Annotated in this window: 20 protein-coding genes and 1 pseudogene; 13 read left to right on the top strand and 8 right to left on the bottom strand. The window is 73.3% G+C overall.

What is annotated here, in order from left to right; genetic code table 11:
- Positions 1–6 precede the first annotated feature (6 nt).
- The 4 genes from OG207_RS28900 (at position 7) to OG207_RS28885 (ending at position 5,849) form a co-directional block, all read left to right on the top strand.
- Positions 7–1,455 (top strand): FGGY family carbohydrate kinase, encoded by a 1,449-nt coding sequence (locus OG207_RS28900; RefSeq protein ID WP_329102261.1) that lies wholly within the window; start codon positions 7–9, stop codon positions 1,453–1,455.
- A 142-nt stretch (positions 1,456–1,597) separates the two neighbouring features.
- Positions 1,598–3,331, top strand: a complete 1,734-nt coding sequence (locus tag OG207_RS28895; RefSeq protein ID WP_329102259.1) for an ABC transporter ATP-binding protein — start codon at positions 1,598–1,600, stop codon at positions 3,329–3,331.
- On the top strand, positions 3,328–5,250 hold the full coding sequence (locus tag OG207_RS28890; RefSeq protein WP_329102258.1) for an ABC transporter ATP-binding protein: 1,923 nt from the start codon (positions 3,328–3,330) through the stop codon (positions 5,248–5,250). The genes OG207_RS28895 and OG207_RS28890 overlap by 4 nt, the downstream gene beginning before the upstream one ends.
- An 83-nt stretch (positions 5,251–5,333) precedes the next feature.
- Complete coding sequence (locus OG207_RS28885; RefSeq protein ID WP_329102256.1) at positions 5,334–5,849, top strand: GNAT family N-acetyltransferase; 516 nt, start codon at positions 5,334–5,336, stop codon at positions 5,847–5,849.
- Between the two features lie 59 nt (positions 5,850–5,908).
- Here OG207_RS28885 and OG207_RS28880 read toward each other — a convergent pair whose 3' ends face one another.
- Entirely contained in the window at positions 5,909–7,021 is a 1,113-nt protein-coding gene (locus OG207_RS28880) for an RNA polymerase sigma factor (protein ID WP_402695095.1), read from the bottom strand.
- Positions 7,022–7,113: 92 nt separating this feature from the next.
- On the opposite strand from OG207_RS28880, the gene OG207_RS28875 reads away from it, so the two are divergent.
- Entirely contained in the window at positions 7,114–7,716 is a 603-nt protein-coding gene (locus OG207_RS28875; protein WP_329102252.1) for a hypothetical protein, read from the top strand.
- Positions 7,717–7,822: 106 nt separating this feature from the next.
- Positions 7,823–8,803 carry a nucleotidyl transferase AbiEii/AbiGii toxin family protein gene (locus OG207_RS28870; protein ID WP_329102250.1) on the top strand — a complete coding sequence of 327 codons (981 nt, stop codon included), beginning with the start codon at positions 7,823–7,825 and terminating at the stop codon, positions 8,801–8,803.
- On the opposite strand, the gene OG207_RS28865 is transcribed toward OG207_RS28870, so the two are convergent.
- The 3 genes from OG207_RS28865 to OG207_RS28855 form a co-directional block, all read right to left on the bottom strand.
- Entirely contained in the window at positions 8,804–10,912 is a 2,109-nt protein-coding gene (locus tag OG207_RS28865; RefSeq protein ID WP_329102248.1) for a molybdopterin oxidoreductase family protein, read from the bottom strand.
- Positions 10,913–11,035: 123 nt separating this feature from the next.
- Positions 11,036–11,218 carry a hypothetical protein gene (locus tag OG207_RS28860; RefSeq protein ID WP_329102246.1) on the bottom strand — a complete coding sequence of 61 codons (183 nt, stop codon included), beginning with the start codon at positions 11,216–11,218 and terminating at the stop codon, positions 11,036–11,038.
- A 70-nt stretch (positions 11,219–11,288) separates the two neighbouring features.
- Complete coding sequence (locus OG207_RS28855; protein ID WP_443072874.1) at positions 11,289–11,996, bottom strand: SanA/YdcF family protein; 708 nt, start codon at positions 11,994–11,996, stop codon at positions 11,289–11,291.
- A gap of 206 nt (positions 11,997–12,202) precedes the next feature.
- Between OG207_RS28855 and OG207_RS28850 the strand changes: the two are divergent.
- The 4 genes and pseudogenes from OG207_RS28850 to dnaG all read left to right on the top strand — a co-directional run bounded on the left by OG207_RS28850 (position 12,203) and on the right by dnaG (position 17,746).
- A pseudogene (locus OG207_RS28850) lies at positions 12,203–13,056 on the top strand (sirohydrochlorin chelatase).
- A gap of 36 nt (positions 13,057–13,092) precedes the next feature.
- On the top strand, positions 13,093–14,418 hold the full coding sequence (locus OG207_RS28845) for a deoxyguanosinetriphosphate triphosphohydrolase (protein WP_329102242.1): 1,326 nt from the start codon (positions 13,093–13,095) through the stop codon (positions 14,416–14,418).
- A gap of 93 nt (positions 14,419–14,511) precedes the next feature.
- A complete protein-coding gene (locus OG207_RS28840; RefSeq protein ID WP_329102241.1) occupies positions 14,512–15,786 on the top strand; it encodes an NAD(P)/FAD-dependent oxidoreductase in 1,275 nt (424 codons plus the stop codon).
- A gap of 34 nt (positions 15,787–15,820) precedes the next feature.
- Positions 15,821–17,746, top strand: coding sequence for a DNA primase (dnaG, locus tag OG207_RS28835; protein ID WP_329102238.1), 1,926 nt, complete (start codon positions 15,821–15,823; stop codon positions 17,744–17,746).
- Between the two features lie 13 nt (positions 17,747–17,759).
- Here the strand turns inward: dnaG and OG207_RS28830 are convergent, their stop codons facing one another.
- Positions 17,760–18,206 carry a gamma-glutamylcyclotransferase family protein gene (locus tag OG207_RS28830; protein WP_329102236.1) on the bottom strand — a complete coding sequence of 149 codons (447 nt, stop codon included), beginning with the start codon at positions 18,204–18,206 and terminating at the stop codon, positions 17,760–17,762.
- A 259-nt stretch (positions 18,207–18,465) separates the two neighbouring features.
- Here OG207_RS28830 and OG207_RS28825 point away from each other — a divergent pair, with 259 nt between their 5' ends.
- Complete coding sequence (locus OG207_RS28825) at positions 18,466–19,008, top strand: hypothetical protein (RefSeq protein ID WP_329102234.1); 543 nt, start codon at positions 18,466–18,468, stop codon at positions 19,006–19,008.
- 129 nt (positions 19,009–19,137) lie between these two features.
- Positions 19,138–19,794 carry a class F sortase gene (locus OG207_RS28820; RefSeq protein ID WP_329102232.1) on the top strand — a complete coding sequence of 219 codons (657 nt, stop codon included), beginning with the start codon at positions 19,138–19,140 and terminating at the stop codon, positions 19,792–19,794.
- A 49-nt stretch (positions 19,795–19,843) separates the two neighbouring features.
- Here the strand turns inward: OG207_RS28820 and OG207_RS28815 are convergent, their stop codons facing one another.
- From OG207_RS28815 to OG207_RS28805, 3 genes are all read right to left on the bottom strand, one after another.
- A complete protein-coding gene (locus OG207_RS28815) occupies positions 19,844–20,620 on the bottom strand; it encodes a sulfite exporter TauE/SafE family protein (RefSeq protein WP_202201645.1) in 777 nt (258 codons plus the stop codon).
- Positions 20,621–20,656: 36 nt separating this feature from the next.
- Positions 20,657–20,950: a hypothetical protein gene (locus OG207_RS28810; protein ID WP_329102229.1), complete on the bottom strand. Its 294-nt coding sequence runs from the start codon at positions 20,948–20,950 to the stop codon at positions 20,657–20,659.
- A gap of 61 nt (positions 20,951–21,011) precedes the next feature.
- Positions 21,012–22,307 carry a ferredoxin reductase family protein gene (locus tag OG207_RS28805; protein WP_329102227.1) on the bottom strand — a complete coding sequence of 432 codons (1,296 nt, stop codon included), beginning with the start codon at positions 22,305–22,307 and terminating at the stop codon, positions 21,012–21,014.
- A 157-nt stretch (positions 22,308–22,464) separates the two neighbouring features.
- On the opposite strand from OG207_RS28805, the gene OG207_RS28800 reads away from it, so the two are divergent.
- Positions 22,465–23,712, top strand: a complete 1,248-nt coding sequence (locus tag OG207_RS28800) for an NAD(P)/FAD-dependent oxidoreductase (protein WP_329102224.1) — start codon at positions 22,465–22,467, stop codon at positions 23,710–23,712.
- The last annotated feature ends 1 nt before the right edge of the window (position 23,713 follow it).

The raw sequence follows: 23,713 nt of genomic DNA, 5'->3' as shown, positions 1-23,713 counted from the left end.
CACGGCATGGGGATAGTCGCCGGGCTGGACAGCTCTTCCGCGTTCACACGCATCGTCGTCTGTGACACCGAGACCGGCGCCGTGCTGCGCCAGGGGTACGCACCCCACCCACAGCCCTCGGGTGAACCGGACGGCGCGAATCCCTACGAGACCGACCCGCAGGCCTGGCTGCTCTCGCTCGGCGAGGCCGCCGGCGGCGGGCTCCTCGAAGGGGTCCAGGCCATAGGGGTCTCCGCCCAGCAGCACGGCCTGCTGCCGCTGGACCCGCAGGGCGCTCTGGTGCGGCCCGCGCTCGTCGGCAACGACAAGCGCGGCCAGGTCGCCGCCGCCGACCTCATCGACGCCTACGGCGGTCGGCACGGCTGGGTCGAGGCGGTGGGCTCGGTCCCGCACTCCGCGCAGCCGGTCGCGAAGCTGGCCTGGCTGGCCCGCAACGAGCCCGAGGCCGCCCGCCGGATCGCCGTGCTGATGTCCCCGCACGACTGGCTCGTCTGGCAGCTGCTGGGCCGCCCGGCCCGGCGGACCACCGACCGCGGCGGCGCCTCCGGTACCGGGTACTGGTCGGCGGCCACCGGCACCTGGCGCCCCGACCTGGTCGAGCTGGCGCTCGGGCACCGGGCCCTGCTGCCCGAGGTGCTCGGCCCGGCCGATGCCGCCGGGACCACGCCCGAGGGGCTGCTGATCTCCGCCGGCACCGGCGAAACGATGGCCGCCGCGCTCGGGCTGGGGCTGGGCCCCGGCGACGCGGTGGTCTCCCTCGGTGCCTCCGGTTCGGTGATGGCCGTGCACCACGAGGCGGTGTCGGAGCCGGGCGGACTGGTCACCTCGCTGGCCGACGCCAGCGGCATGCACCTGCCCGTGGTGAACACCTCCAATGCCGTGCGGGCGCTGCGCGGCACCGCCGAACTGCTCGGCACCGATCTGGAGGGGCTGTCCGAGCTCGCGCTGAAGTCGACGCCGGGCGCGCACGGCCTCGTGCTCCTGCCGTACCTGGAGGGTGAGCGGACCCCGAACCTGCCGCACGCCGCCGGCACCCTGTCCGGGCTGCGCCGGGACTCGATGAAGCCGGAGCACCTGGCCCGGGCCGCCTTCGAGGGCATGCTGTGCGGGCTGGTGGACGCGCTGGACGTGCTGCGCTCGCGCGGGGTCGAGATCCGCCGGGTGTTCCTGCTGGGCGCGGCGGCCGAGCTGCCCGCCGTGCAGGCCGCGGCCCCGGGACTGTTCGGCACGCAGGTCGTCGTACCGGCGCCGGCCGACTACGCGGCGCTGGGCGCGGCGCGCCAGGCGGCCTGGACGCTCGGTGTGGCGCAGGGCACCCTGGCCCCGCACACCCCGCCGGTCTGGCCGGCCCCCGCGGCCCAGGTCTTCGAGCCGGGCGAGGAGTTCCCGGCGTGGCAGGGAGTGCGCCAGCAGTACGTCGCGACGCGGGAGCAGATCCACCCCGGGGCGTTCTAGGGGTGTCCTAGAGGTGTCCTAGTACGCGGGTCGGGGCGGGCTGGTCCTTTTGACCGGCCTTTGCGAAATCCGGTGGGGATCACGGGGCCGGTTGGCCCAAGATGGGTTGAACCCCCTCGATCATGCCGACCGGAGCCTACGCGTGCTCATACGACTTCTGCGGACCCATCTGGGTACGTACCGGAAACCCATCGCGGTGCTGGTCCTGCTGCAACTGCTGCAGACCAGCGCCAGCCTCTACCTGCCCACGCTCAACGCCGACATCATCGACAACGGTGTCGTCAACGGTGACACCGGCTACATCCTGCGCTTCGGCGCGCTGATGCTCGCTGTCTCCCTCGTCCAGCTCGTCTGCAACGTCGGGGCCGTCTACTACGGCGCCCGCACGGCCGCGGCCTTCGGCCGGGACGTCCGCGCCGCGATCTTCGACCGCGTGCAGAGCTTCTCGGCGCGGGAGCTGGGCCAGTTCGGCGCCCCGTCGCTGATCACCCGTACGACGAATGACGTCCAACAGGTCCAGATGCTGGTGCTCATGACCTTCACCCTGATGGTCTCGGCCCCGATCATGTGCGTCGGCGGCATCGCCATGGCGCTCTCGCTCGACGTGAAGCTGTCGGGCGTACTGCTCGCCGTCGTCCCGGTGCTCGGGATCTCGGTCGGCGCGATCGTCTTCAAGACGCGGCCGCTGTTCCGCCAGATGCAGGTGCGCCTGGACACCGTGAACCGGGTCCTGCGCGAGCAGATCACCGGCAACCGGGTGATCCGCGCCTTCGTCCGCGACGACTACGAGAAGGACCGCTTCCGCGAGGCCAACGCCGACCTGACCGGCGTCTCGCTGTCCGCCGGCAAGCTCCTCGCGTACATGTTCCCCACGGTCATCGTGGTCGTGAACATCTCCAGCGTCGCCGTCATCTGGTTCGGTGCGATGCGCGTCGACAGCGGCGGCATGGAGATCGGCCAGCTGACGGCCTTCCTGGCCTACCTGATGCAGATCGTCATGGCCGTGATGATGGCCACCTTCATGTTCATGATGGTGCCGCGCGCCGAGGTCTGCGGGGAACGCATCCAGGAGGTCCTGGACACCGAGTCCAGCGTGGTCCCGCCCGAGGACCCGGTGCGCGAACTCGCCCGCCGCGGCCGCCTGGAGCTGCGCGGCGCCGACTTCCGCTACCCGGGCGCCGAGGCTCCGGTCCTGCGCGGCGTGGACCTGGTGGCCCGACCCGGCGAGACCACGGCGGTCATCGGCTCCACCGGAAGCGGCAAGTCCACCCTGCTGGGCCTGGTCCCGCGCCTGTTCGACGCGACCGGCGGCGAGGTCCTCGTCGACGGGGAGGACGTCCGCGCGCTCGACCCGGAGCTGCTGGCCAAGACGGTCGGCATGGTGCCGCAGAAGCCGTACCTGTTCTCCGGGACCATCGCCTCCAACCTGCGCTACGGGCGCCCGGACGCGAGTGACGAAGAGCTCTGGCAGGCGCTGGAGGTGGCCCAGGCCAAGGAGTTCGTCTCCGCGCTGGAGGGCGGCCTGGAGGCCCCCGTCAGTCAGGGCGGAACCAATGTCTCCGGCGGCCAGCGCCAGCGTCTGGCCATCGCCCGCACGCTCGTGCAGCGCCCGGAGATCTACCTCTTCGACGACTCCTTCTCGGCCCTGGACTACGCGACGGACGCGGCGCTGCGCGCGGCGCTCGCCCGCGAGACCGAGGACGCGACCGTGGTCATCGTCGCCCAGCGGGTCTCCACGATCCGCGACGCCGACCGGATCATCGTCCTGGACGAGGGCCAGGTCGTGGGCGAGGGGCGCCACCACGAGCTGATGGCCGGCAACGAGACCTACCGGGAGATCGTGCTCTCCCAGCTGACGGAGGCGGAGGCCGCATGAGCGGGCCCGGAGGACGGATGATGATGGGGCCGGCCCAGCGGTCCATGGACTTCAAGGGTTCGGGCAAGCGGCTGCTGCGCCAGCTCGCGTACGACCGGGCCAAGATCTGGGGCATGGTCGCGGCCGTCGTCGGCAGCGTCGGCTGCGCGGTGGTGGGCCCGAAGATCCTGGGCGAGGCCACCGACCTGGTGTTCGCGGGGATCGTCGGCCGCCAGATGCCGGCCGGGACCACCAAGCAGCAGGCGCTGGACGGGCTGCGCGCCCGGGGCCAGGACGGCATGGCGGACATGCTCGCCGGTACCGACTTCACCCCGGGGCAGGGCATCGACTTCGGCGCCGTCGGGGTCGTCGCGATCTGGGCGCTGGTGGTCTTCACCCTGGCCGGCCTGCTGATGCTGGTCGCGACCCGGCTGTCGAACCACGTCATGAACGGCACCGTCTACCGGATGCGCGAGGAGCTCCAGGCGAAGCTGTCGCGGCTGCCGCTGTCCTACTTCGACCAGCAGAAGCGCGGCGAGGTGCTGAGCCGGGCCACGAACGACATCGACAACATCGGCCAGACGCTCCAGCAGACGATGGGCCAGTTGCTGAACTCGCTGCTGACCATCGTCGGCGTGCTCGTGATGATGTTCTGGATCTCTCCGCTGCTGGCGCTCGTCGCGCTGGTGACCGTACCGCTGTCGGTCTTCGTCGCCGCGAAGATCGGCAAGAAGTCGCAGCCGCAGTTCGTGGCGCAGTGGAAGGCGACCGGCGCGCTCAACGCCCACATCGAGGAGATGTACTCGGGCCACAGCCTGGTCAAGGTCTTCGGCCGGCAGAAGGAGTCCGCTGCCGTCTTCGCCGAGCAGAACGAGGCGCTCTACCGGGCCTCCTTCACGTCGCAGCTGGTCAGCGGCATCATGCAGCCGGTGATGTTCTTCATCTCGAACATCAACTACGTGCTGATAGCCGTCGTCGGCGGGCTCCGGGTCGCCTCCGGCACCCTGTCGATCGGTGACGTGCAGGCCTTCATCCAGTACTCGCGGCAGTTCTCGATGCCGCTGACGCAGGTCGCCTCGATGGCGAACCTCGTGCAGTCCGGTGTCGCCTCGGCGGAGCGGGTGTACGAGCTGCTCGACGCGCCGGAGCAGGAGCCGGACGCGGTGGTTCCGGAGCGTCCGCAGGAGCTGCGCGGTCAGGTCACCTTCGACAAGGTGGCCTTCCGATACGAGCCGGACAAGCCGCTGATCGAGAACCTCTCGCTCACGGTCGAGCCGGGCCAGACGGTCGCGATCGTCGGCCCGACCGGCGCCGGCAAGACCACGCTGGTCAATCTGCTGATGCGGTTCTACGAGGTCACGGGCGGGGAGATCGCCCTCGACGGGGTGGACATCGCGAAGATGACCCGCGAGGAACTGCGCGACGGCATCGGCATGGTGCTGCAGGACACCTGGCTGTTCGGCGGCACCATCGCGGAGAACATCGCCTACGGCGCTTCGCGCGAGGTCACGCGCGCCGAGATCGAGGAGGCGGCGCGGGCCGCCCACGCGGACCGGTTCGTCCGCACCCTGCCGGACGGTTACGACACCGTGCTGGACGACGAGGGCGCGGGGGTCAGCGCGGGCGAGAAGCAGCTGATCACCATCGCCCGGGCGTTCTTGTCGGAGCCGGTGATCCTGGTGCTCGACGAGGCCACGAGCTCGGTGGACACCCGTACCGAGGTGCTGATCCAGAAGGCGATGGCGCGCCTCGCGCGCGGCCGCACGTCCTTCGTGATCGCGCACCGGCTGTCCACGATCCGCGACGCGGACGTGATCCTGGTGATGGAGAACGGATCGATCGTGGAGCAGGGCACGCACGAGGAGCTGTTGGCCTCGGGCGGCGCGTACGCACGGCTGTACGCGGCGCAGTTCGCGCAGGCGGTGGCCGAGGTCGACTAGGCGGCCCGGGGGACGGCGGCGGTGAGGGGCATTCGGGTGCGGGACGCACTCGGGTGCCCCTGCGCCGTCGTTAGCATGACGGCATGGCAACGGACGTGGTGGTACGCCCCGCTCGGGCGGAGGACGAACCCGAAATACTGGAGCTGGCCCGCTCGGTGTGGTCGCGCGTGAGCGAACCCGGCCCCGAGCGCGCGGCCGACGCGGCCGTCTTCGACGAGCGGCACCCGGTGGAGGGCTTCCTCGTCGCGGAACGCGGGCAGGAGATCGTCGGGTACGTCGCCCAGGCCCCGGCGAGCCCCCTCGAAACCAATCGGCACGTCCGTCACGTCCAGGGACTGGCGGTCCGCGAGTCCGCCCGCGGCAGCGGGGTCGGGCAGGCCCTCGTCGAGGCCGCCTGCGCCGCCGCGCGGGCCGGTGGCGCCCGCCGGATGAACCTGCGCGTGCTCGGCCACAACGAGCCGGCCCAGCAGCTCTACCGGCGGTGCGGGTTCGCGGTGGTCGGAGTCCTGCCCGAGGAGTTCCTGCTGGACGGGGCCTACGTCGACGACGTCTGGATGAGCCGGAGCCTGGCCGACCCGCACGAACCCGCGCAGCCGTAGCCGGAGCCGGGGCAACGGGTGGGGGCGCCTGGCGGGGCGCCCCCTTTTCCGTTGGTCCGTCAGTCCAGGTAGCCGCGGAGCTGGTCGGCGAAGGCGTGGTCGCGCAGTTTGTTGAGGGTCTTGGACTCGATCTGGCGGATCCGCTCGCGCGTCACGCCGAAGATCCGCCCGATTTCCTCCAGGGTACGGGGCCGCCCGTCGGCGAGGCCGTACCGCAGCTGCACGACCTTGCGCTCGCGCTCGCCGAGGGTCGACAGGACGGCTTCCAGGTGCTCGCGCAGCAGGAAGAAGGCGGCCGATTCCACGGGGGAGGCGGCGTCCCCGTCCTCGATGAGGTCGCCGAGCGCGACGTCGTCCTCCTCGCCCACCGGGGCGTGCAGGGAGACCGGCTCTTGCGCGAGGCGGAGCACCTCCAGGACCCGTTCGGGGGTCAACTCCAGCTGGACGGCGACCTCTTCGGCCGTGGGCTCGTACCCGCGCTCCTGGAGCATCCGACGCTGTACGCGGACGACCCGGTTGATCAGTTCGACGACGTGGACGGGCACCCGAATGGTCCGGGCCTGGTCGGCGAGGGCCCGTGACATCGCCTGCCGGATCCACCAGGTGGCGTAGGTGGAGAACTTGTACCCGCGGGCGTAGTCGAACTTCTCGACGGCGCGGATCAGCCCGAGGTTCCCCTCCTGCACGAGGTCGAGCATGGTGAGTCCGCGGCCCACGTACCGCTTGGCGACGGAGACGACGAGCCGCAGGTTCGACTCGATGAGCCGGCGCTTGGCCATCCGCCCCATGACGACGAGCTTGTCGAGGTCGAGGGCGAGCTGGGAGTCGAGATCGGGGGTGTTGCCGAGTTTCTCCTCGGCGAACAGGCCGGCTTCGACGCGGCGCGCGAGGTCCACCTCCTCGGCGGCGGTGAGCAGCGGAATCCTGCCTATTTCGCGGAGGTACTGCCGGAACAAGTCGGCGGACGGGCCCGCTCCGCCTCCGCTGTCGCCGCTGCTGCGCCTGCGCTGCACGGGCACCGGCTCGATCAGCTCCAGTACCTCGGGCTCTTCGTCCACGGCCTTGGCCTCCGAGGACTCGCTCACGTTCACGGTCAGGGTCCGGGTCTGCACGGGGGCGACCTCCAGGGCTCCGAGGACGGGGGCACCGCACCCCAGTGTGGGGTACGACACATCGCGGCCACGAGGGGCGTGCGAGCACTTTCTGAGTCCGGTGCGTGACCGATGGTTACCCCCCGGCGGGAACCCCGATGCGGATCGGACGCATGTCCGAGATGATCGACTCCATGTCGGAGTACGAGACCCATGTGACGGTGCGCTGCGCGGACGCAGCGGAGTTGGCGCGCCTCGACGCGTGGGCCGGGGCACGGGAGTTGAAGGTCACGCACATCCTGCTGGCCCGCGGCCGGATGGTGTCCCAGCCGATGCTGACCCTGCCGGACCGCACGGGCCACGAGCTGCTGGTGCCGCGACTACGGGCGGCCGGCTTCGACCCGGTCCGGGTCAAGGTGGAGACGGTCCCGTGGACCGCGGACCCGCCCGGACCGGGCGGCGGCTACTTCGAGCACCATCTGAAGCTGCTGCTGCCCGCGGACTTCGACCGCGCGGCCTTGGAGGCCCTGGTCGTCCCGCACGGGGCCCACCTGTCCTGGAACGCCCGCCGGGTCCTGGCCGGGGGCGTGCACGAGCGGTTCGTGACCCAGCGGTGGCGCGGCACGGCGGCGCAGGCGGGGGCGGCGTGCGACGCGCTGGTCGCGGCGCTCGGCGCCGCCGGGTACAGGATCCGTTCGCAGGAGCGGGAGTTCGTGCTGTACGACAGCGACCTGTCGGTGGACGACGGGTGGATCGACGAAGGGGTGACGGCATGACCGGGGAGCGGGACGTCCGGGACCCGGCGCCGCCGACACCGACCGGGCGCCGGTACGAGGACCGTAAGCTGGCGCTGCTGGAGAAGAGCCTCGGGGAAGGTGCGCGATGAGCTCGTGGCGGGAGTTCGGCATCAACAGCACGCACCTGCCGAGCGAGCCCCTGGACGAGGAGACGCGCGCGGCCCGGCACCTACCGCGGACGCTGCGTCCGGTCGTCGGGGACGACGTGCGTCAGCGGGCGGTCTTCGACCCGTCGCTGCGGCACAACTTCCAGGGCTACCGGGCCGGTGACCCGGTCTTCGACTCCCCCGAGCGGACCCTCGCCTGGGTGCGGGCGCGGCGCGCGGCCATGGAAGCGGTCCTGCTGGCGGTCTCGGAGTCCGAGTGGGCGGACTCGCTGGTGCTGCGGGGCAGCGTGCTGCTCGCCGACTGGTTCGGGGAGCAGGCCCGGGAGCCCGGCGACCTGGACTTCGTGGTGGTCCCCGAAACGTGGCGGATGGAGGACGGCCGGACCGGCCGGATGCTGGACGGCATCGCGGCGGCGGCCGACGGGCGGGCCGGGATCAAGGCCTCGGGAGCGGTGTCGGAGGAGATCTGGACGTACGACCGGGTGCCGGGGCGGCGCATGGTGCTGCCGTGGTCCGTACCCGGCTTGCCGGACGGGCAGGTCCAGCTGGACTTCGTCTTCAACGAGCGCCTCCCGGTACCGCCGGAGCCGGCCGAACTCGCCTGCGGGGCGGTGGTCCTCGCCGCGACTGCGGCGCTGTCGCTGGCCTGGAAGGTGCTGTGGCTCATCAGCGACCGGCACCCGCAGGGCAAGGACCTGTACGACGCGGTCCTGCTCGCCGAACGGCACCGACTGCCGAACGCCCTGCTCCAGGAGGTGTTCCGGCAGGCGGGCGAAAACCCGCAGCCGAACCGGGACGTGGAGCTGCTGGACATCGTGCACATCGCCCCCGAGGGCTACGTGGGCGCCGAGTGGGAGCACTTCGAGGCGGAGTACCCCGAGCTGGCCGCCCCGGGCGAAGAGGTGTTCCTGGCCCGGCTGGTGGAGGCCCTGCGCCCGACCTTCGCGAACGGTGCCTGATCAGGCCGGCTCGACGCGGACCGCGCAGACCTTGAACTCCGGCATGCGGGACGTGGGGTCCAGGGCCGGGTTGGTGAGGGTGTTGGCGCGGCCCTCGCCCGGCCAGTGGAAGGGCATGAAGACCGTGTCCGCCCGGATGGTGTCGGTGATGCGGGCCGGGGCGACGGCCCGGCCGCGGCGGGAGGTCACGGCGAGGGGGCTGCCGTCGACCGCGCCGATCCGGGCGGCCAGCCGCGGATGGAGTTCCACGAAGGGGCCGGGGGCCGCCGCGTTGAGCTCGTCCACCCGGCGGGTCTGGGCTCCGGACTGGTACTGGGCGACGACCCGGCCGGTGGTGAGCAGCAGCGGGTAGTCCGCGTCGGGGACCTCGGCGGCGTCCCGGTGGGAGACGGGGACGAAGCGGGCCCGGCCGTCGTCGGTGGCGAAGCGGTCCAGGAAGAGGCGTTTGGTGCCCGGGGAGCCTTCGCCGCCGGAGCCTTCGCCGCCTTCAGGGCTTGCGGGGCAGGGCCAGAAGACGCCCTGTTCGGCCTCGATCCGGGCGTAGGTGATGCCCGAGTAGTCCGCGGGGCCGCCGGCCGAGGCGCGGCGCAGTTCCTCGAAGACCTCCTCCGGCTCGGTGGGGAAGCCCTTCTCCACGCCCAGGCGGGCGGCGAGTCCGTGCAGCACGTCCAGGTCGCTGCGGACCCCCGGCGGTGGGGTCAGTGCCCGGCGGCGCAGCAGGACGCGGCCCTCCAGGTTGGTGGTGGTGCCGGTCTCCTCCGCCCACTGGGTGACCGGGAGGACCACGTCCGCGAGGGCCGCGGTCTCGGAGAGGACGACGTCGGCGACCGCGAGGAAGTCCAGGGAGCGGATGCGGTCCTCGACGTGGGCGGCGCCGGGGGCGGACACCACCGGGTTCGAGCCCATCAGCAGCAGGGCCTTCACGTCCCTGCCGAGGGCGTCGAGGAGTTCGTAGGCACTGCGGCCCGGGCCGGGGAGGCCGTCGGGGTCGACGCCCCAGACCCCGGCGACGTGGGCACGGGCGGCCGGGTCGGTGAGCTTGCGGTAGCCGGGGAGCTGGTCGGCCTTCTGGCCGTGCTCGCGGCCGCCCTGGCCGTTGCCCTGCCCGGTGAGGCAGCCGTAGCCGGACAGCGGTCGGCCGGCCCGGCCGGTGGCCAGGCACAGGTTGATCCAGGCGCCGACGGTGTCGGTGCCCTTGGACTGCTGCTCGGGGCCCCGGGCGGTGAGGACCATGGCGGATTCCGGGGCGCAGAACATCGCCACGGCCTCGCGGAGCCTGGGGACCGGTATCCCGGTGATGCGTTCCACCAGCTCCGGCCAGTGGGCCATCGCGGCGGCCCGGGCCTCCTGCCAGCCGGTGGTGCGGGCGGCGATGAACTCCTCGTCGGTCCGGCCTTCCGCGACGATCAGGTGCAGCAGGCCGAGCGCGAGGGCGAGGTCGGTGCCGGGGCGCGGGGCGAGGTGCAGGTCGGCCTGTTCGGCGGTGCGGGTGCGGCGCGGATCGATGACGATGAGGGTGCCGCCGTTCGCCTTGAGCTCGGTGAGGTAGCGCAGGGCGGGCGGCATGGTCTCGGCCAGGTTCGAGCCGACGAGGATCACGCAACCGGTGCGCGGGACGTCCGCCAGCGGGAAGGGCAGGCCGCGGTCGAGTCCGAAGGCCCGCTGGTGGGCGGCGGCGGCCGAGGACATGCAGAAGCGGCCGTTGTAGTCGATCTGCGAGGTGCGCAGGGCGATGCGGGCGAACTTGCCGAGCGCGTAGGCCTTCTCGTTGGTGAGCCCGCCGCCGCCGAACACCCCGACGGCGTCGGGGCCGTGCGTGCGGCCGGTGCGGGCGAGGCCCTCGGCGACGGCGTCGAGGGCCTCCTCCCAGGTGGCCGGCTCCAGCCGCCCGGCGTGGGTGCGGACGAGCGGCTCGGTCAGGCGTACCCGGGAGGAGAGCACGGCGGGGGCGGTGCGGCCCTTGCCGCACAGCGCGCCCCGGTTGACGGGGAAGTCGGCCCGCTCCTCCACCGCCACGGTGGCGCCGCCCGGTTCGGGGCGCAGCCTCATCCCGCACTGCAGGGCGCAGTACGGGCAGTGCGTGTCGGTGGCGGAGCCGGCGGTGTGCATGCGGTCCAGGGTGGGTCGCCGGTGTTACGTCGGCCGCCGCGGCGCGTTACGGGTCCGGGTGCTCCGCCTCAGCGCCGCCGGACGGCTGCGGTGAGGCCCGGCGCGGCCGGGGGGCGGGGCGGGTCACTGGCCGGTCAGGTGCTTCACCGTCAGGCCCGCGGTCCAGCCGCCGTCGACGGCGAGTTCGGCGTCGGTGATCAGTACCCGGCCGCCACCGTCCACGACGGCTTGCGCGGCCGCGGCGCCCAGGCCCCGGGCTCCCCCGGTGATGACGACGACCTTGCCGCTCAGATCCACAACAGCCACGGTTCCACACCCCTGATGCTCTCGTACGGACGGAACGGCATATGACTAATCGGCATATGCGGCGGGGTCGTCAGTCTGCCAGAGCGGCCAGCGCCCGCGACACCCCCTCCTCCTTCGGTCCCAGGAAGCGCGGTGCGGGCTTGAAGGCCGCGTCCAGCGCCGCCTTGCCCGCCGCGAAGACCTCGCGGGTCTCGCCGTAGTACCAGGTGGCGTCGTGCACGTCGGCCACCCCGACGCCGTACGACTCCAGGCCCGCCGCCTGGCACAGGGCGACGGCACGGCGGATGTGGAAGCCCTGGGTGACCAGCAGGGCCCGTTCCACGCCGAAGATCTCCTTGGCCCGCACGCAGGAGTCCCAGGTGTCGAAGCCCGCGTAGTCGCTGACGATCCGCTCGTCCGGCACCCCGTGCGCGGTGAGGTACCTGCGCATCGCGTCGGGCTCGTCGTAGTCGTGCCGGCCGTTGTCCCCGGTGACGAGGACGACCTTGACCTTGCCGGTGCGGTACAGCTCGGCCGCGGTATCGAGCCGGTCGGCCAGGTAGGGGGTGGGCCTGCTCCCGAGGAGGCCCGCGCCGAACACCACGGCCACCTCGGCGGAGGGCGCGCCCGCCGTGGTCCGCAGCCGGTCGGCGGCCACCGCGTGCATCCACGCCGAGGGCAGCAGCGCCAGTACGCAGCCCGCCATGACGGCCTGCACCGCCCGCCGCCGGGTCCGTACGCTGCGCAGCGCCGCCACCGCCCGGCTCCACTCGACTCTCGGCAGGCGCGGTCGGCGCATCATCCATCCCCTGGTGTCTCGACTGCTCGTCCGCTGGTCAGGACGCGTACCGGGGCCGCGCGGTTCGCCCGGAACCCGATCTGCGGCAGGTACGCCGCCGGCCGCGCCGGCTCCGAACAGTCGCGCCGGCCGCGATGTGAGCACACGGCAAAGACCCGTCATCCCCGCGCAACGCACCGGCAACCTCCGGCGCGGAGGATCGGTTCATGACGGAGCCGGTGCACCCTCCCGAGTTTCCCGCCCTCCCCTTCGACAGTACGGCCGAGCTGCTCGGCCGCATCACCCTCCAGCTGGGCACCCAGCTCAGCGGCCTGCGCCGACCCGGAGTCCGCCCATGCAGCCCACCCTCGTCGCCGTGGCCCACGGCAGTCGTGACCCGCGCGCCCTGCACACCGCCCTCGCCCTCCTCGAACGGGTCCGCGAACTCCGCCCCCGGCTCGACGTCCGGCTCGGCCACGTCGAGCTGAACGAGCCGCTGCTCGACGACACCCTGAGCGGGCTGTCCGGCTCGGCCGTGCTCGTCCCGCTGCTGCTCGGCCGCGGGTACCACGTCAAGCGTGACCTCCCCGCGGCCGCCGCCCGTGCCGGCCACCTGCTCACCCGCGTCGCCGCCCCGCTGGGCCCGCACCCGCTGCTCGTCGAGGCCCTTTACGAGCGGCTCCTGGAGACCGGCTGGACCCCGGCCCCCGGTTCGGCCGTCGTGCTGGCCGCCGCCGGTTCCCGCGACCCCGACTCGGCGGCCGACACCCGCCGCACCGCCGCCCTGCTCAGCGAACGCCTCGGCGGCGTCCCGGTGACCCCCGCCTACGCCTCCGCCGCCGCGCCGAACGCGCCCGAGGCGGTCCGGGCCCTCGCCGCCCGTGGTCACCACCGGATCGCCGTGGCCTCGTACTTCGCCGCGCCCGGCCGGTTCGCCACCCAGGCCGCCGCGGCCGCGCCCGGCCCCGCCGCCGCCCCGCTGGGCGATCACCCGGCGCTGGCCCGGCTGCTGCTGCACCGGTACGACGAGGCCCGCGCGCTCCCCCTCGACCTGGTGCGGCCGGAACTCGTCTCCGCCTGATCCCGGTTTGTCAGTTGTTCCGGTTACCGTCTTTGCATGGAAGGCACCACGCACGCCCTCACCGACGACCACCACGGCCGCTACGACGCGGCCGACACCGAACGCTGGGCCGCCGAGCCCGACAAACGGCCCGGTCGGACCGCCTTCCAGCGCGACCGCGCCCGAGTGCTGCACTCGGCGGCGCTGCGCCGCCTCGCCGGGAAGACCCAGGTCGTCACGCCCGGCAGCCGTTCCTACGACTGGGACGCGAGCCCCCGCACCCGCCTCACCCACTCGTTGGAGTGCGCCCAGGTCGGACGGGAGCTCGGCGCCGCGCTCGGCTGCGACCCCGACCTCGTCGAAGCCGCCTGCCTCTCCCACGACATGGGCCACCCGCCCTTCGGCCACAACGGCGAGGAGGCGCTCAACGAGTTCGCCAAGGACTGCGGCGGCTTCGAGGGCAACGCCCAGTCGCTGCGCCTGCTGACCCGTCTGGAGCCCAAGCGGTTCGTGCCCGATCCGGCGAGCGGGGAGCTCGTCAGCGTCGGCCTCAACCTCACCCGGGCCTGCCTGGACGCCGCCACCAAGTACCCGTGGGCGCGCGGGGACCACCCCACCGACCCCGACTCGGTGAAGTTCGGCGCGTACGAGGACGACCTACCGGTCTTCGCCTGGCTGCGCCGCGGCGCGCCCGCGGACCGCAAGTGCTTCGAGGCCCAGGTCATGGACTGGGCGGACGACGTCGCGTACTCCGTCCACGACTTCGAGGACGGCCTGCACGCCGGCCACCTCGACCCCAACATGCTCTACGCCGAACCCGAGCGCACGGCGATCTGGCAGGTGGCCATCGGCCGGTACGTCCCCGCCGACACCGCGCCCGAGGAGCTGCGGGCCGCCCTCGACCGTTTGATGGAGCAGGATTGGTGGCCGCACGGGTACGACGGTTCGGCGCTCGCCCAGTCCCGGTTGAAGGACGCGACGAGCCAGCTAATCGGCCGGTTCTGCCTGGCCGCAGAGGGTGCCACCCGTGAGGCGTACGGCTCCGGCCGCCTCACCCGGTACGGTGCCGAACTGGTGATCCCGCGCGAGGCGCGCAACGAGTGCGCGGTCCTCAAGGCCGTCGCCAATCTGTACGTGATGCAGCGCGACGAGCAGGAACGGATCCGCGCCGACCAGCGCATCGTCCTGGCCGAACTCGCGGAGGCGCTGAGCGCCCGCGCGCCCGAGGGGCTGGACCCGCAGTTCCGGGCGATCTTCGACGCGGCCCCGGACGACAAGGCCAGGAAGAGGGCGGTCATCGACCAGATCGCGTGCCTCACGGACGCATCCGCCCGTTCCCTTCACGCACGCCTCACCCGGCGCGGCCGACGCGCCGAAAGGTGAGCTGATCGAGCCACTCCCCCTTCACGCGGCAGGCTCGGTGCGGGACGCTCGCATGTGCTCGCATGTGGCGGCGAGGTTATGAGGAGGCATCAGGTGGTCGACGCACACCGGACGTTCGTCATCGTCGGAGCAGGGCTCGCCGGGGCGAAGGCGGCCGAAACGCTGAGGTCTGAGGGGTTCACGGGGCGGGTGATCCTGATCGGCGACGAGCGCGACCATCCCTACGAACGCCCCCCGCTGTCCAAGGGCTACCTGACCGGCAAGGACGACCGGGAGAGCGTCTTCGTCCACGAGCCGTCCTGGTACGCGGCCGCCGACATCGAGTTGCACCTCGGCCAACCCGCCGTCCACCTCGACCGGGACGCCAAGAAGGTGGTCCTCGGCGACGGCGCCGTCCTGCACTACGACAAGCTGCTGCTGGCCACCGGCGCCGAGCCGCGCCGCCTGGACGTCCCCGGAACCGGCCTGGCCGGGGTGCACCACCTGCGGCGCCTCGCGCACGCCGAACGGCTGAAGGGCGTACTGGCCGGGCTCGGCCGGGACAACGGGCACCTGCTCATCGCCGGCGCCGGATGGATCGGGCTGGAGGTGGCCGCCGCGGCCCGCGGCTACGGTGCCGAGGTCACCGTCGTCGAGCCGGAGGCCACCCCGCTGCACGCGGTGCTCGGCCCGGAGATCGGCCGGCTCTTCGCGGACCTGCACGCCGATCACGGGGTGCGGTTCCACTTCGGGGCGCGGCTGACCGAGATCGTGGGCCACGACGGGATGGTGCTGGCCGCCCGTACGGACGACGGGGAGGAGCACCCGGCGCACGCGGTGCTCTCCGCGATCGGGGCCGCCCCGCGGACCGCGCTCGCCGAGACCGCCGGGCTGGCCCTGGTCGACCGGGAGCACGGCGGCGGGATCGCGGTGGACTCCTCCCTGCGCACCTCCGACCCGGACGTCTACGCGGTCGGGGACGTGGCCGCCGCCCACCACCCGGTGCTCGGGACCCGGCTGCGGGTGGAGCACTGGGCCAACGCGCTGAACGGCGGGCCGGCCGCCGCGCGGGCCATGCTGGGCCAGGAGGTCGGCTACGACCGGGTGCCGTACTTCTTCTCGGACCAGTACGACGTGGGCCTGGAGTACTCGGGGTACGCGCCGGCCGGCGGCTACGACCAGGTGCTGATCCGCGGTGACGTGGGCAAGCGGGAGTTCATCGCCTTCTGGCTGTCACAGGGGCGGGTCCTGGCCGGGATGAACGTGAACGTGTGGGACGTCACCGAGCACATCCAGGCCCTGATCAGGTCGAAGACCCCGGTCGACCGCGAAGCCTTGGCGGACCCATCCATTCCGCTTGACTCCCTGGTGCGGGCCGAGGGGGCCTGACCGGATTGCCGGCGCCCGGCCGTAGACTTCACGGGTGGCAGGACGGATCAACGACGACGACGTGAAGGCGGTACGGGACGCGGTCCCGATCGACGCCGTGGTCTCCGAGTACCTCCAGCTACGGAACGCGGGCGGCGGCAACCTCAAGGGCCTGTGCCCCTTCCACGACGAGAAGTCCCCGTCCTTCCAGGTCAGCCCCAGCAAGGGGCTCTACCACTGCTTCGGCTGCCAGGCGGGCGGGGACACCCTCGACTTCGTCATGAAGATCGACCACCTCTCCTTCTCGGAGGCGGTCGAGCGCCTGGCCGGCCTGGCCGGCATCACCCTGCGGTACGAGGAGGGCGGCTACACCGCAGGCACCAGCGGCCGCGGCGACCGCATCCGGTTGGTCGAGGCGCACAAGGCCGCCGCCCAGTTCTACGTCGAGCAGCTGGGCGGCCCCGAGGCCGAGATCGGCCGCAAGTTCCTGGCGGAGCGCGGCTTCGACCAGGCCGCGGCCGCGCACTTCAGCGTGGGCTACAGCCCGGCCGGGTGGGACCACCTGACCCGCTTCCTGCGCGGCAAGGGCTTCACCGACAAGGAGCTGATCACCTCCGGGCTCGCCCAGGACAGCCGCAGCGGCAAGCCGATCGACCGCTTCCGCGGCCGGCTGATGTGGCCGATCCGCGACATCAGCGGCGAGGTGGTCGGCTTCGGCGCGCGCAAGCTGCGCGACGACGACAACGGCCCGAAGTACCTGAACACCCCCGAGACCGCGATCTACAAGAAGTCCCAGGTGCTGTACGGCATCGACCTGGCGAAGAAGGAGATCGCGAAGACCTCCCGGGCCGTGGTCGTCGAGGGCTACACGGACGTGATGGCCTGCCACCTGGCCGGGGTCACCACCGCGATCGCGACCTGCGGCACCGCCTTCGGCGGGGACCACATCAAGATCCTGCGCCGGCTGCTGATGGACAACGCCACCGCCGAGGTGATCTTCACCTTCGACGGCGACGCGGCCGGCCAGAAGGCCGCCCTGCGGGCCTTCGAGGACGACCAGAAGTTCGCCGCGGAGACCTCGATCACCATCGCCCCCGGCGGCATGGACCCCTGCGACCTGCGCCTCGCGCAGGGCGACGCGGCCGTGGCCGGCCTGGTGGAGGCCCGTACGCCGCTGTTCGAGTTCGCGCTGCGGCACATCGTCGCCCGGCACAACCTGGAGAACCCGGCGGGCCGGGCGGCCGCCCTGGACGAGGCCGCGCCCGTCGTCGCCAACATCAAGAACATCGCGATCCAGCACGAGTCGGCGGTCCAGCTGGCGGGCATGCTGGGCATCCGCGACGAGCAGTTCGTGGTCAAGCGGGTCGCACAGCTGGCGCGCTGGGCCCGCGAGCGCGGCCAGGGCGACGGACCGCAGGGCGGCCGGCCCGGCGGGAAGCCGCAGCGGGGCCGCCCGTCCTACGAGGACGTCCCCGCGCCCCCGGCCCAGCCGGCCGGGGGCCCCGCGCTGAACCTGCGCAGCCCGGCCCACCGCACCGAGCGCGAGCTGCTGAAGCTCGCCCTCCAACGGCCCGCCCTGGTCTCCCCCGCCTTCGACGCGTACGGGATGGACGAGTTCACCGCCCCGCCCTACGCGGCCGTGCGCCAGGCGATCCTGGACGCGGGCGGCGCCTCGCTCGGCACGGAGGACTACCTGGCGCGCGTCCGCGAGGCCGCCCCGAACGACACCGTGCGCGCGCTCGTCACGGAGCTGGCGGTCGAGGCCATCCACGCGAAGACGGTGGACGAGATGTACGCGGGGGTCCAGCTGGTCCAGGTGCGGCTGCGCGCCGTCGACCGCCGGGTCCACGAGATCCAGGGCACGCTGTCACGGCTGGGCCCGCAGGCTCCACCGGAACAACTGGCGGCCGTCCAGGAGGAGCTGTGGGTGCTCCAGCAGTACGGCCAGCGGCTGCGCAACCGCGGCGCCGAGGGCCTGTAGCCGTAGCCGCAGGTCACCGGCGCTTGAACCAGTCGCCACCGGGGATCTCGGTGCCCGATTCCCGCAGGTCGCGGGCGATCAGCGGGGCCGCCAGGTAGACCCAGGCCCGGACCGTGGTGCCGTCGGGGCGCAGGGCCGGGCGGGCGATCCGGTCGTAGACGTTCCCCGGGCGGCCCGGGCCCCCGTACTCCTCCAGCTGGTCCAGCGCGGCCAGCAGCTTCCCGTACGCGCCCGGCGCCGCCGTGATCAGCTCGCCGACGACCGCCGCGCCAGGACGGTGGACCGCGTACGGATAGCCGGGGCCGTCGAAGAGCGCGGCGTCCGGGAGGACGGCCGGCTCCTCCGAGGCCGTGCGGCCGCGCAGGAAGAGGTCGTGGTTGACCTCGCCCGGGCGCAGGGTCCCGTAGACGAAGAACGGGAGCGGATCGCTCGGGTCCGGTAGCCGTTCGACCGATGTCACGGGGCCCTCCCTCAGCAATGGCGCGACGGTGCGCGGGCCGGGCCGGACGCCCCGGCCTCCCCGCGCCCACCACCGTACGCACCACCGGAGTCACCCGGACGGCGCGGGGTCCTCCGATGACCGCGGTACATGCGTTGAGCTGCGAAGACGACCCCCGGTCGGGCCTCAGACAGGCACACCTGACGGAGCATCAGCAGGCGCGCGGCGGGCGGGCCGGGTTTCCTCGGAAGCACGACCCCGTGTCTCCAGGAGAGTCCCCATGCGCCGACGTACCGCACACCTGTTGACCGCGACCGCGCTGACCGCCGCCGCGTTCACCGGGCCGGTCGCCGGCGCGGTCGCCGCCGCGGACCTCGGCGTGGCGGGCTTCGCACCCGGGGACTTCGCGCCGCTGGAGGTGTGGCCCAAGTCCGCCGCCCCCGGCGCCACCGTCACCGTGAACACCACCGCCTGCGGCAGTGGCAGCCATGCGGACGGCGATGCCACCACGGTGGGCGGCGGCCGGTTCAAGCTGGTCCCCGGCACCCACAAGGAGGTCGTCGTGGGCCAGTTCCAGATCGCCCGGGGCACCCGCGGCGGCACCTACGCCATCGGCGCGACCTGCGCGAACGGCAAGTTCGCCACCGGCAACCTGATCGTCACCGAGCGCGGCCCGCAGGGCCACGTCAACACCGGGGTGGGCGGTGGCACGACCACCACCACCGACCCCGCCAAGATCGCGGCGGGGGCGGCCGTTCTGGCCGCTGCCGCCGTCGGCGGTACCTGGCTCCTGCGTCGCCGGGCGAGCGGCACGCGGAGCTGACGGACGCCCACCGCGGCTCCGGCTGCGGTCCGACCGGTACCGTCCCCCGTCGCCCGCCCCGCGAGGTCCCCCCGTTCGCGGGGCCGGGCGACGGCCAGTCACCCCGAAACGGAAGCCGAGGGGGTACGCATGGGTGGCGATTTCGGTGGCGCGCGGAACCGGTTCCCCCGCACCCCCACCGCCCGCCACGGCGGACTCGTCGCGCTCGCCGCCTGTGTCGGCATCTGGCTCGTGACCAGCGGTTCGCGTGAGCCCGTCGGACCGCCGCTGCCCTCCCCCGCCGAGTCACTGACCGCCGCCGGCGTGGTGGGCCCCGGGATCGCCCCGCTCCCCGGTTCCCCGCCGGCCCGGATCCGGATCCCCTCCATCCGGGTCGACGCCCCGCTGACCGGGCTCGGCCTGGATCCGCGCGGCAGTCTCGAAGTGCCGCCGCCGGACCGGCGCGACCTGGCCGGCTGGTACCGCGACGGCACCACCCCGGGCGCCACCGGCACCGCCGTCATCGCCGGGCACGTGGACGACGCCGCCGGGCCGGGGGTCTTCTACCACCTGGGCGCGCTGCGCCGCGGGGCCGCCATCGAGATCCCGCGCGCGGACGGCCGTACGGCGGTGTTCACGGTGCACGCGGTCGAGGTCTACGACGCCAAGGCCTTCCCCGACACCCGCGTGTACGGGCCTTCGGCGCGCGCCGAGCTGCGGGTGATCACCTGCGGCGGCGGCTTCTCGCCCCGCACGGGCTACCGCGGCAACGTGGTGGTCTTCGCGCACCTCACCGGGACGTACTAGGTGTACGGCCCCGGTAGTTCCTGGCCGGCGGGACGGTTCCTAGCGGCTCCTAGCCCCACTGCTCGAAGCCGAGCTTGAGCACCAGCGCGCCCACCACCGTCAGCAGCACGCCGCGGACGAAGCCGCTGCCCTTCTTGAGCGCCATACCGGCCCCGATCATGCCGCCGGCCAGGTTGAACACCGCCATCAGCGCGGCCAGCTGCCACAGCACCATGCCCTGGTAGGCGAACATCGCGAGCGCCCCGGCGTTGGTGCAGCAGTTCACGATCTTGGCGGTGGCGGAGGCGGTGACCAGGTCGAGGTGGAGCAGTGCCGTGAGCGCGAGCACCAGGAAGGTGCCGGTGCCGGGCCCGATGAGGCCGTCGTAGAAGCCGATGCCCAGGCCCGCGAGCCCGATGGCGAGCAGTACCCGCTGCCGGCTGACGGGCGCGGCGGAGGGCGCGGTGCCGAAGCCCGGCTTGAAGATCACCACGCCCGCGACGATCACGAGGACCACCATGATCAGCGGGCGGAGGGCGTCCTTGCTGATGCCGCCCGCGAGCGCCGCGCCGCCCATCGAGCCGGCGAGCGCGGCCAGGCCGATGCGGACGGCCAGCTTCACGTTGACCGGGGCCTTGCGGGCGTACGTCACGGCCGCCCCGGCGGTGCCGACGATGGCCACGGCCTTGTTGGTACCGAGGACGGTGGCGGGGTGGGCGTTCGGCAGGCCGAGGAGGAGCGCGGGCAGGAGTAGCAGGCCGCCGCCGCCCACCACCGCATCGATCCAGCCGGCCGCAGCCGCGGCCACGCACAGGACGATGATCATCGTCGTTGATATGTCAGGCACGAACCGACCCTATGGAGCTGTCGGTGCAGTGACCATTCAATTCCCTGAAACTTGCGCAAAGGTTGAGCTTTGCCGGGCCGGGACCCGGTCCGGGGCCACCGGAGCGGCCGGGTCCACGGCCGCCGTCAACACGGTCGCGGCCAGCACGCTGACCGCCCCCAGCCCCGCCGCCAACCGCTGCGCGGGCGGTACGGAGGTCAGCACGGCCAGTGCGGCCCGCACCGGCGAGGGGCGCCGCGGCTTGCGGTGCCGGGCCACGGCCACCGCGGCTGCCGCAGGAGCCTCGGCGCCGACGGGTACGGACAGGGCGACGTGCAGCGGGTGACGCATGGGGCGGTGACTCCTCGGGGAACGCGGGGAACACGGGGATCGCGGGCCGTGGGCGCCCGGCTCAGAAGCTGAAGCACTCCGCATGGATGCGGCCGGCCGGCACCCCGGCCCGCAGCAGCGCGGCCCGGGTCGCCTCGGCCATCCCCGGCGGCCCGCACAGGTACACGTCGTGCTCGGCCAGGTCGGGCACCAGCGCGGCCAGCGCCTGCGGGGCCAGCGGATCGTAGGCCCCGCCGGACGGCCCGAGCAGGTAGTGCAGACCGGCCTGCCGCTCGGCGGCGATGGCCTCCAGCTCGGCCCGCAGCACGAGGTGCTCCTCGCCCCCGGCCCGGTAGAGCAGGGTGATGTCCCCCGGCCCCCCGGGCAGCGTCTCGAACAGGGCCCGCATCGGGGTGATCCCGACCCCGCCCGCGATCAGCAGCACCTTGGGGCGGGTGCGCCGGGCGGCGGTGAGCGCGCCGAACGGCCCGGTGGCCAGCACCCGCGTCCCCGGGCGCAGCCGGCGGACCCGGCGGGAGTGGCCGCCGAGCCCCTTCACGGTGATCCGCAGGGCGTTCCCGCGGACGGGCGCGGACAGCGAGAACGGCAGGGCGGTGTGCCACAGCCCCCGCTGGAGGAACCGCCAGCGCAGGAACTGGCCCGGCTCCGCGCGCAGTTCCGCGAGGTGCTGTCCGTAGATGACGACGGATACCACCCCGGGCCCCTCGCCCCGGACGTCCGCGACCCGCAGCGCGTGCCGCAGGGCCTGCCGTACGGGAACCACGGCGCGGTACCAGAGCAGCAGGACGGCGACCACGGTGTGGGCGAGCGCCCAGAACCAGGCGACCGCGGCCAGATCGGGCCCGGCCAGCTGGTGCCCGAAGGCGAGGACGACGGCGAGGTGGACAAGCAGGTGCACCCCGCGCCAGGTTTCGTGCGGCACCCGGCGGCGTACCGCCCGGGCGGAGGTCACGCCGACCGCGGCCAGGAGGACGGTCCCGGCCGCGGCGGCGGCGAGCGCGGGGTAGCCGAGCAGCTCCGAGGCGGCGGAGACCACGTCGATCCCCTCGTGCACGGCGTATCCGAGCAGGGCGAACAGCCCGTGCCCGAAGACGAGCAGCAGGACGTACCGGCCGCCGAGGGCGTGCCAGCGGGCGAGCCGGTCGGCGCCGACCCCGTGCTCGACGGCGGGCACCCGGGCCATCAGGAACACCAGCACCAGCACCCCGTACCCGGCGAGCAGACCGGACAGGTGCGCGGCGGTGGCGAACAGTGCGTCGGGCCGGGCCGAGGGCCGCACCTGCGCCGCCCAGAGCAGGACCACCACCCCCGCACCGCCCAGCATCCCGCCCCTGACCCGCACCACCGCATTCCGCATACGGATCACGCTAAGGGCGCAGGTGACGGCCCTGACGACCTTTAAGGCCGCCTTGAGGAAGGCCTCACTGACCCTTAACCCGGGCGCTGAGGTCGGCGTTCCGTCCGGGTAACAGAGGCGATGCCGTGGGGAAACAGCGGCCCCGCACGCTCGTGGCATGACCTCGGACCAGCGTGTGGTGGTGATCGGCGGCGGCCTCGCGGGCCTGCGGCTCGCGCAGCGGCTCGGCCCGGCCGCGGCCGTGACCGTCCTCGGCGAGGAGAGCCACGCGCCGTACAACCGGGTCCTGCTCGCCGAGGTCCTCGCGGGCCGGTACGCCCCGGAAGTGACCGCCCTGCCGGCACCCGGCCCGGCGCTGCGGCGCGGGGTGCGGGCGGTGCGCGTGGACCGTGCGGAGCGGGTCGTGCACTGTGACGACGGCTCGGTGGCCCCGTACGAAACGCTGGTGCTGGCCACCGGTTCGAACGCGGTGCTCCCGCCGCTGCGCGGACTGTTCGCACCCGGGGGGCGGGACCTCCCGGACGGGGTGCACGCCTTCCGCACGATGGAAGACTGCCTGGCGCTGTCGGCGGCCGTGCGGCCCGGGGTCCGCGTGGTGGTGATCGGCGGGGGCCTGCTGGGCGTCTCGGCGGCCCGTGCCCTCGCCTCCCGGGGGGCGCAGGTGGTCCTCGCCCAGCAGGGCGAGCGGCTGATGGAGCGCCAGCTGGACGCGGACGCCTCCGCCCTGCTGCACGCGCACCTGACCTCGCTCGGCGTCGAGATCCACACGGAATGCCGGGTCCGCGGGCTTACGACCTCGTCCGCACCGCTGCCGGGGCTGCAGCGGGGCGGGGGCACTCCGCGCAAGGTCACCGGGGTCGATCTCGCCGACGGGTACAGGATGGCAGCCGACATCGTCGTGCTGGCCTGCGGCGTACGCCCCCGCACGGGCCTCGCCCAGGCCGCCGGACTGGAGGTCCGCAAGGGCATCGTCGTCGACGACCACCTCCGTACCGGCGACCCCCGCATCCACGCCATCGGCGACTGCGCCGAGCACGCCGGCCAGGTGTACGGCCTGGCCGGCCCCGCCCTGGAGCAGGCCGACGCCTTGGCCGCCACCCTCACCGGCCGGCCCACCCCCTACACCGGCACCCGCGCCCTCACCCGTCTCACCCTGCCGGGCGCGAAGGGCTCCCTCGATCTCGCCGCCTTCGGCGAGACCACCCCCCTGCCCGGCGACGACGTGGTCCGCCTCGCCGACGCCACCCGCCGCACCTACCGCAAGGTCGTCCTGCGGGGCGACCGCCTCGTCGGCGGGGTCCTGCTCGGCGAGCTCTCCACCGTGGGGGCGCTCGCCCGCACCTGGGAGGGCGAGGAACCACCGCACGACCTGTTCCACCTGCTCACCGACGACGGAGGCCACTGAC

This window comes from Streptomyces sp. NBC_01439 (assembly GCF_036227605.1).
Classification (GTDB): Bacteria; Actinomycetota; Actinomycetes; order Streptomycetales; family Streptomycetaceae; genus Streptomyces.
This window is presented reverse-complemented; position numbering and strand designations above follow the sequence as displayed.

Coding starts and splice junctions, on each gene's coding strand:
- OG207_RS28875 (WP_329102252.1), top strand. CDS start 7,114: ATGTCCGAGATGATCGACTCCATGTCGGAGTACGAGACCCATGTGACG.
- OG207_RS28865 (WP_329102248.1), bottom strand. CDS start 10,912: ATGCACACCGCCGGCTCCGCCACCGACACGCACTGCCCGTACTGCGCC.
- OG207_RS28845 (WP_329102242.1), top strand. CDS start 13,093: ATGGAAGGCACCACGCACGCCCTCACCGACGACCACCACGGCCGCTAC.
- OG207_RS28805 (WP_329102227.1), bottom strand. CDS start 22,307: ATGCGGAATGCGGTGGTGCGGGTCAGGGGCGGGATGCTGGGCGGTGCG.
- OG207_RS28900 (WP_329102261.1), top strand. CDS start 7: ATGGGGATAGTCGCCGGGCTGGACAGCTCTTCCGCGTTCACACGCATC.
- OG207_RS28800 (WP_329102224.1), top strand. CDS start 22,465: ATGACCTCGGACCAGCGTGTGGTGGTGATCGGCGGCGGCCTCGCGGGC.
- OG207_RS28870 (WP_329102250.1), top strand. CDS start 7,823: ATGAGCTCGTGGCGGGAGTTCGGCATCAACAGCACGCACCTGCCGAGC.
- OG207_RS28825 (WP_329102234.1), top strand. CDS start 18,466: ATGCGCCGACGTACCGCACACCTGTTGACCGCGACCGCGCTGACCGCC.
- OG207_RS28890 (WP_329102258.1), top strand. CDS start 3,328: ATGAGCGGGCCCGGAGGACGGATGATGATGGGGCCGGCCCAGCGGTCC.
- OG207_RS28820 (WP_329102232.1), top strand. CDS start 19,138: ATGGGTGGCGATTTCGGTGGCGCGCGGAACCGGTTCCCCCGCACCCCC.
- OG207_RS28855 (WP_443072874.1), bottom strand. CDS start 11,996: ATGCGCCGACCGCGCCTGCCGAGAGTCGAGTGGAGCCGGGCGGTGGCG.
- OG207_RS28810 (WP_329102229.1), bottom strand. CDS start 20,950: ATGCGTCACCCGCTGCACGTCGCCCTGTCCGTACCCGTCGGCGCCGAG.
- OG207_RS28885 (WP_329102256.1), top strand. CDS start 5,334: ATGGCAACGGACGTGGTGGTACGCCCCGCTCGGGCGGAGGACGAACCC.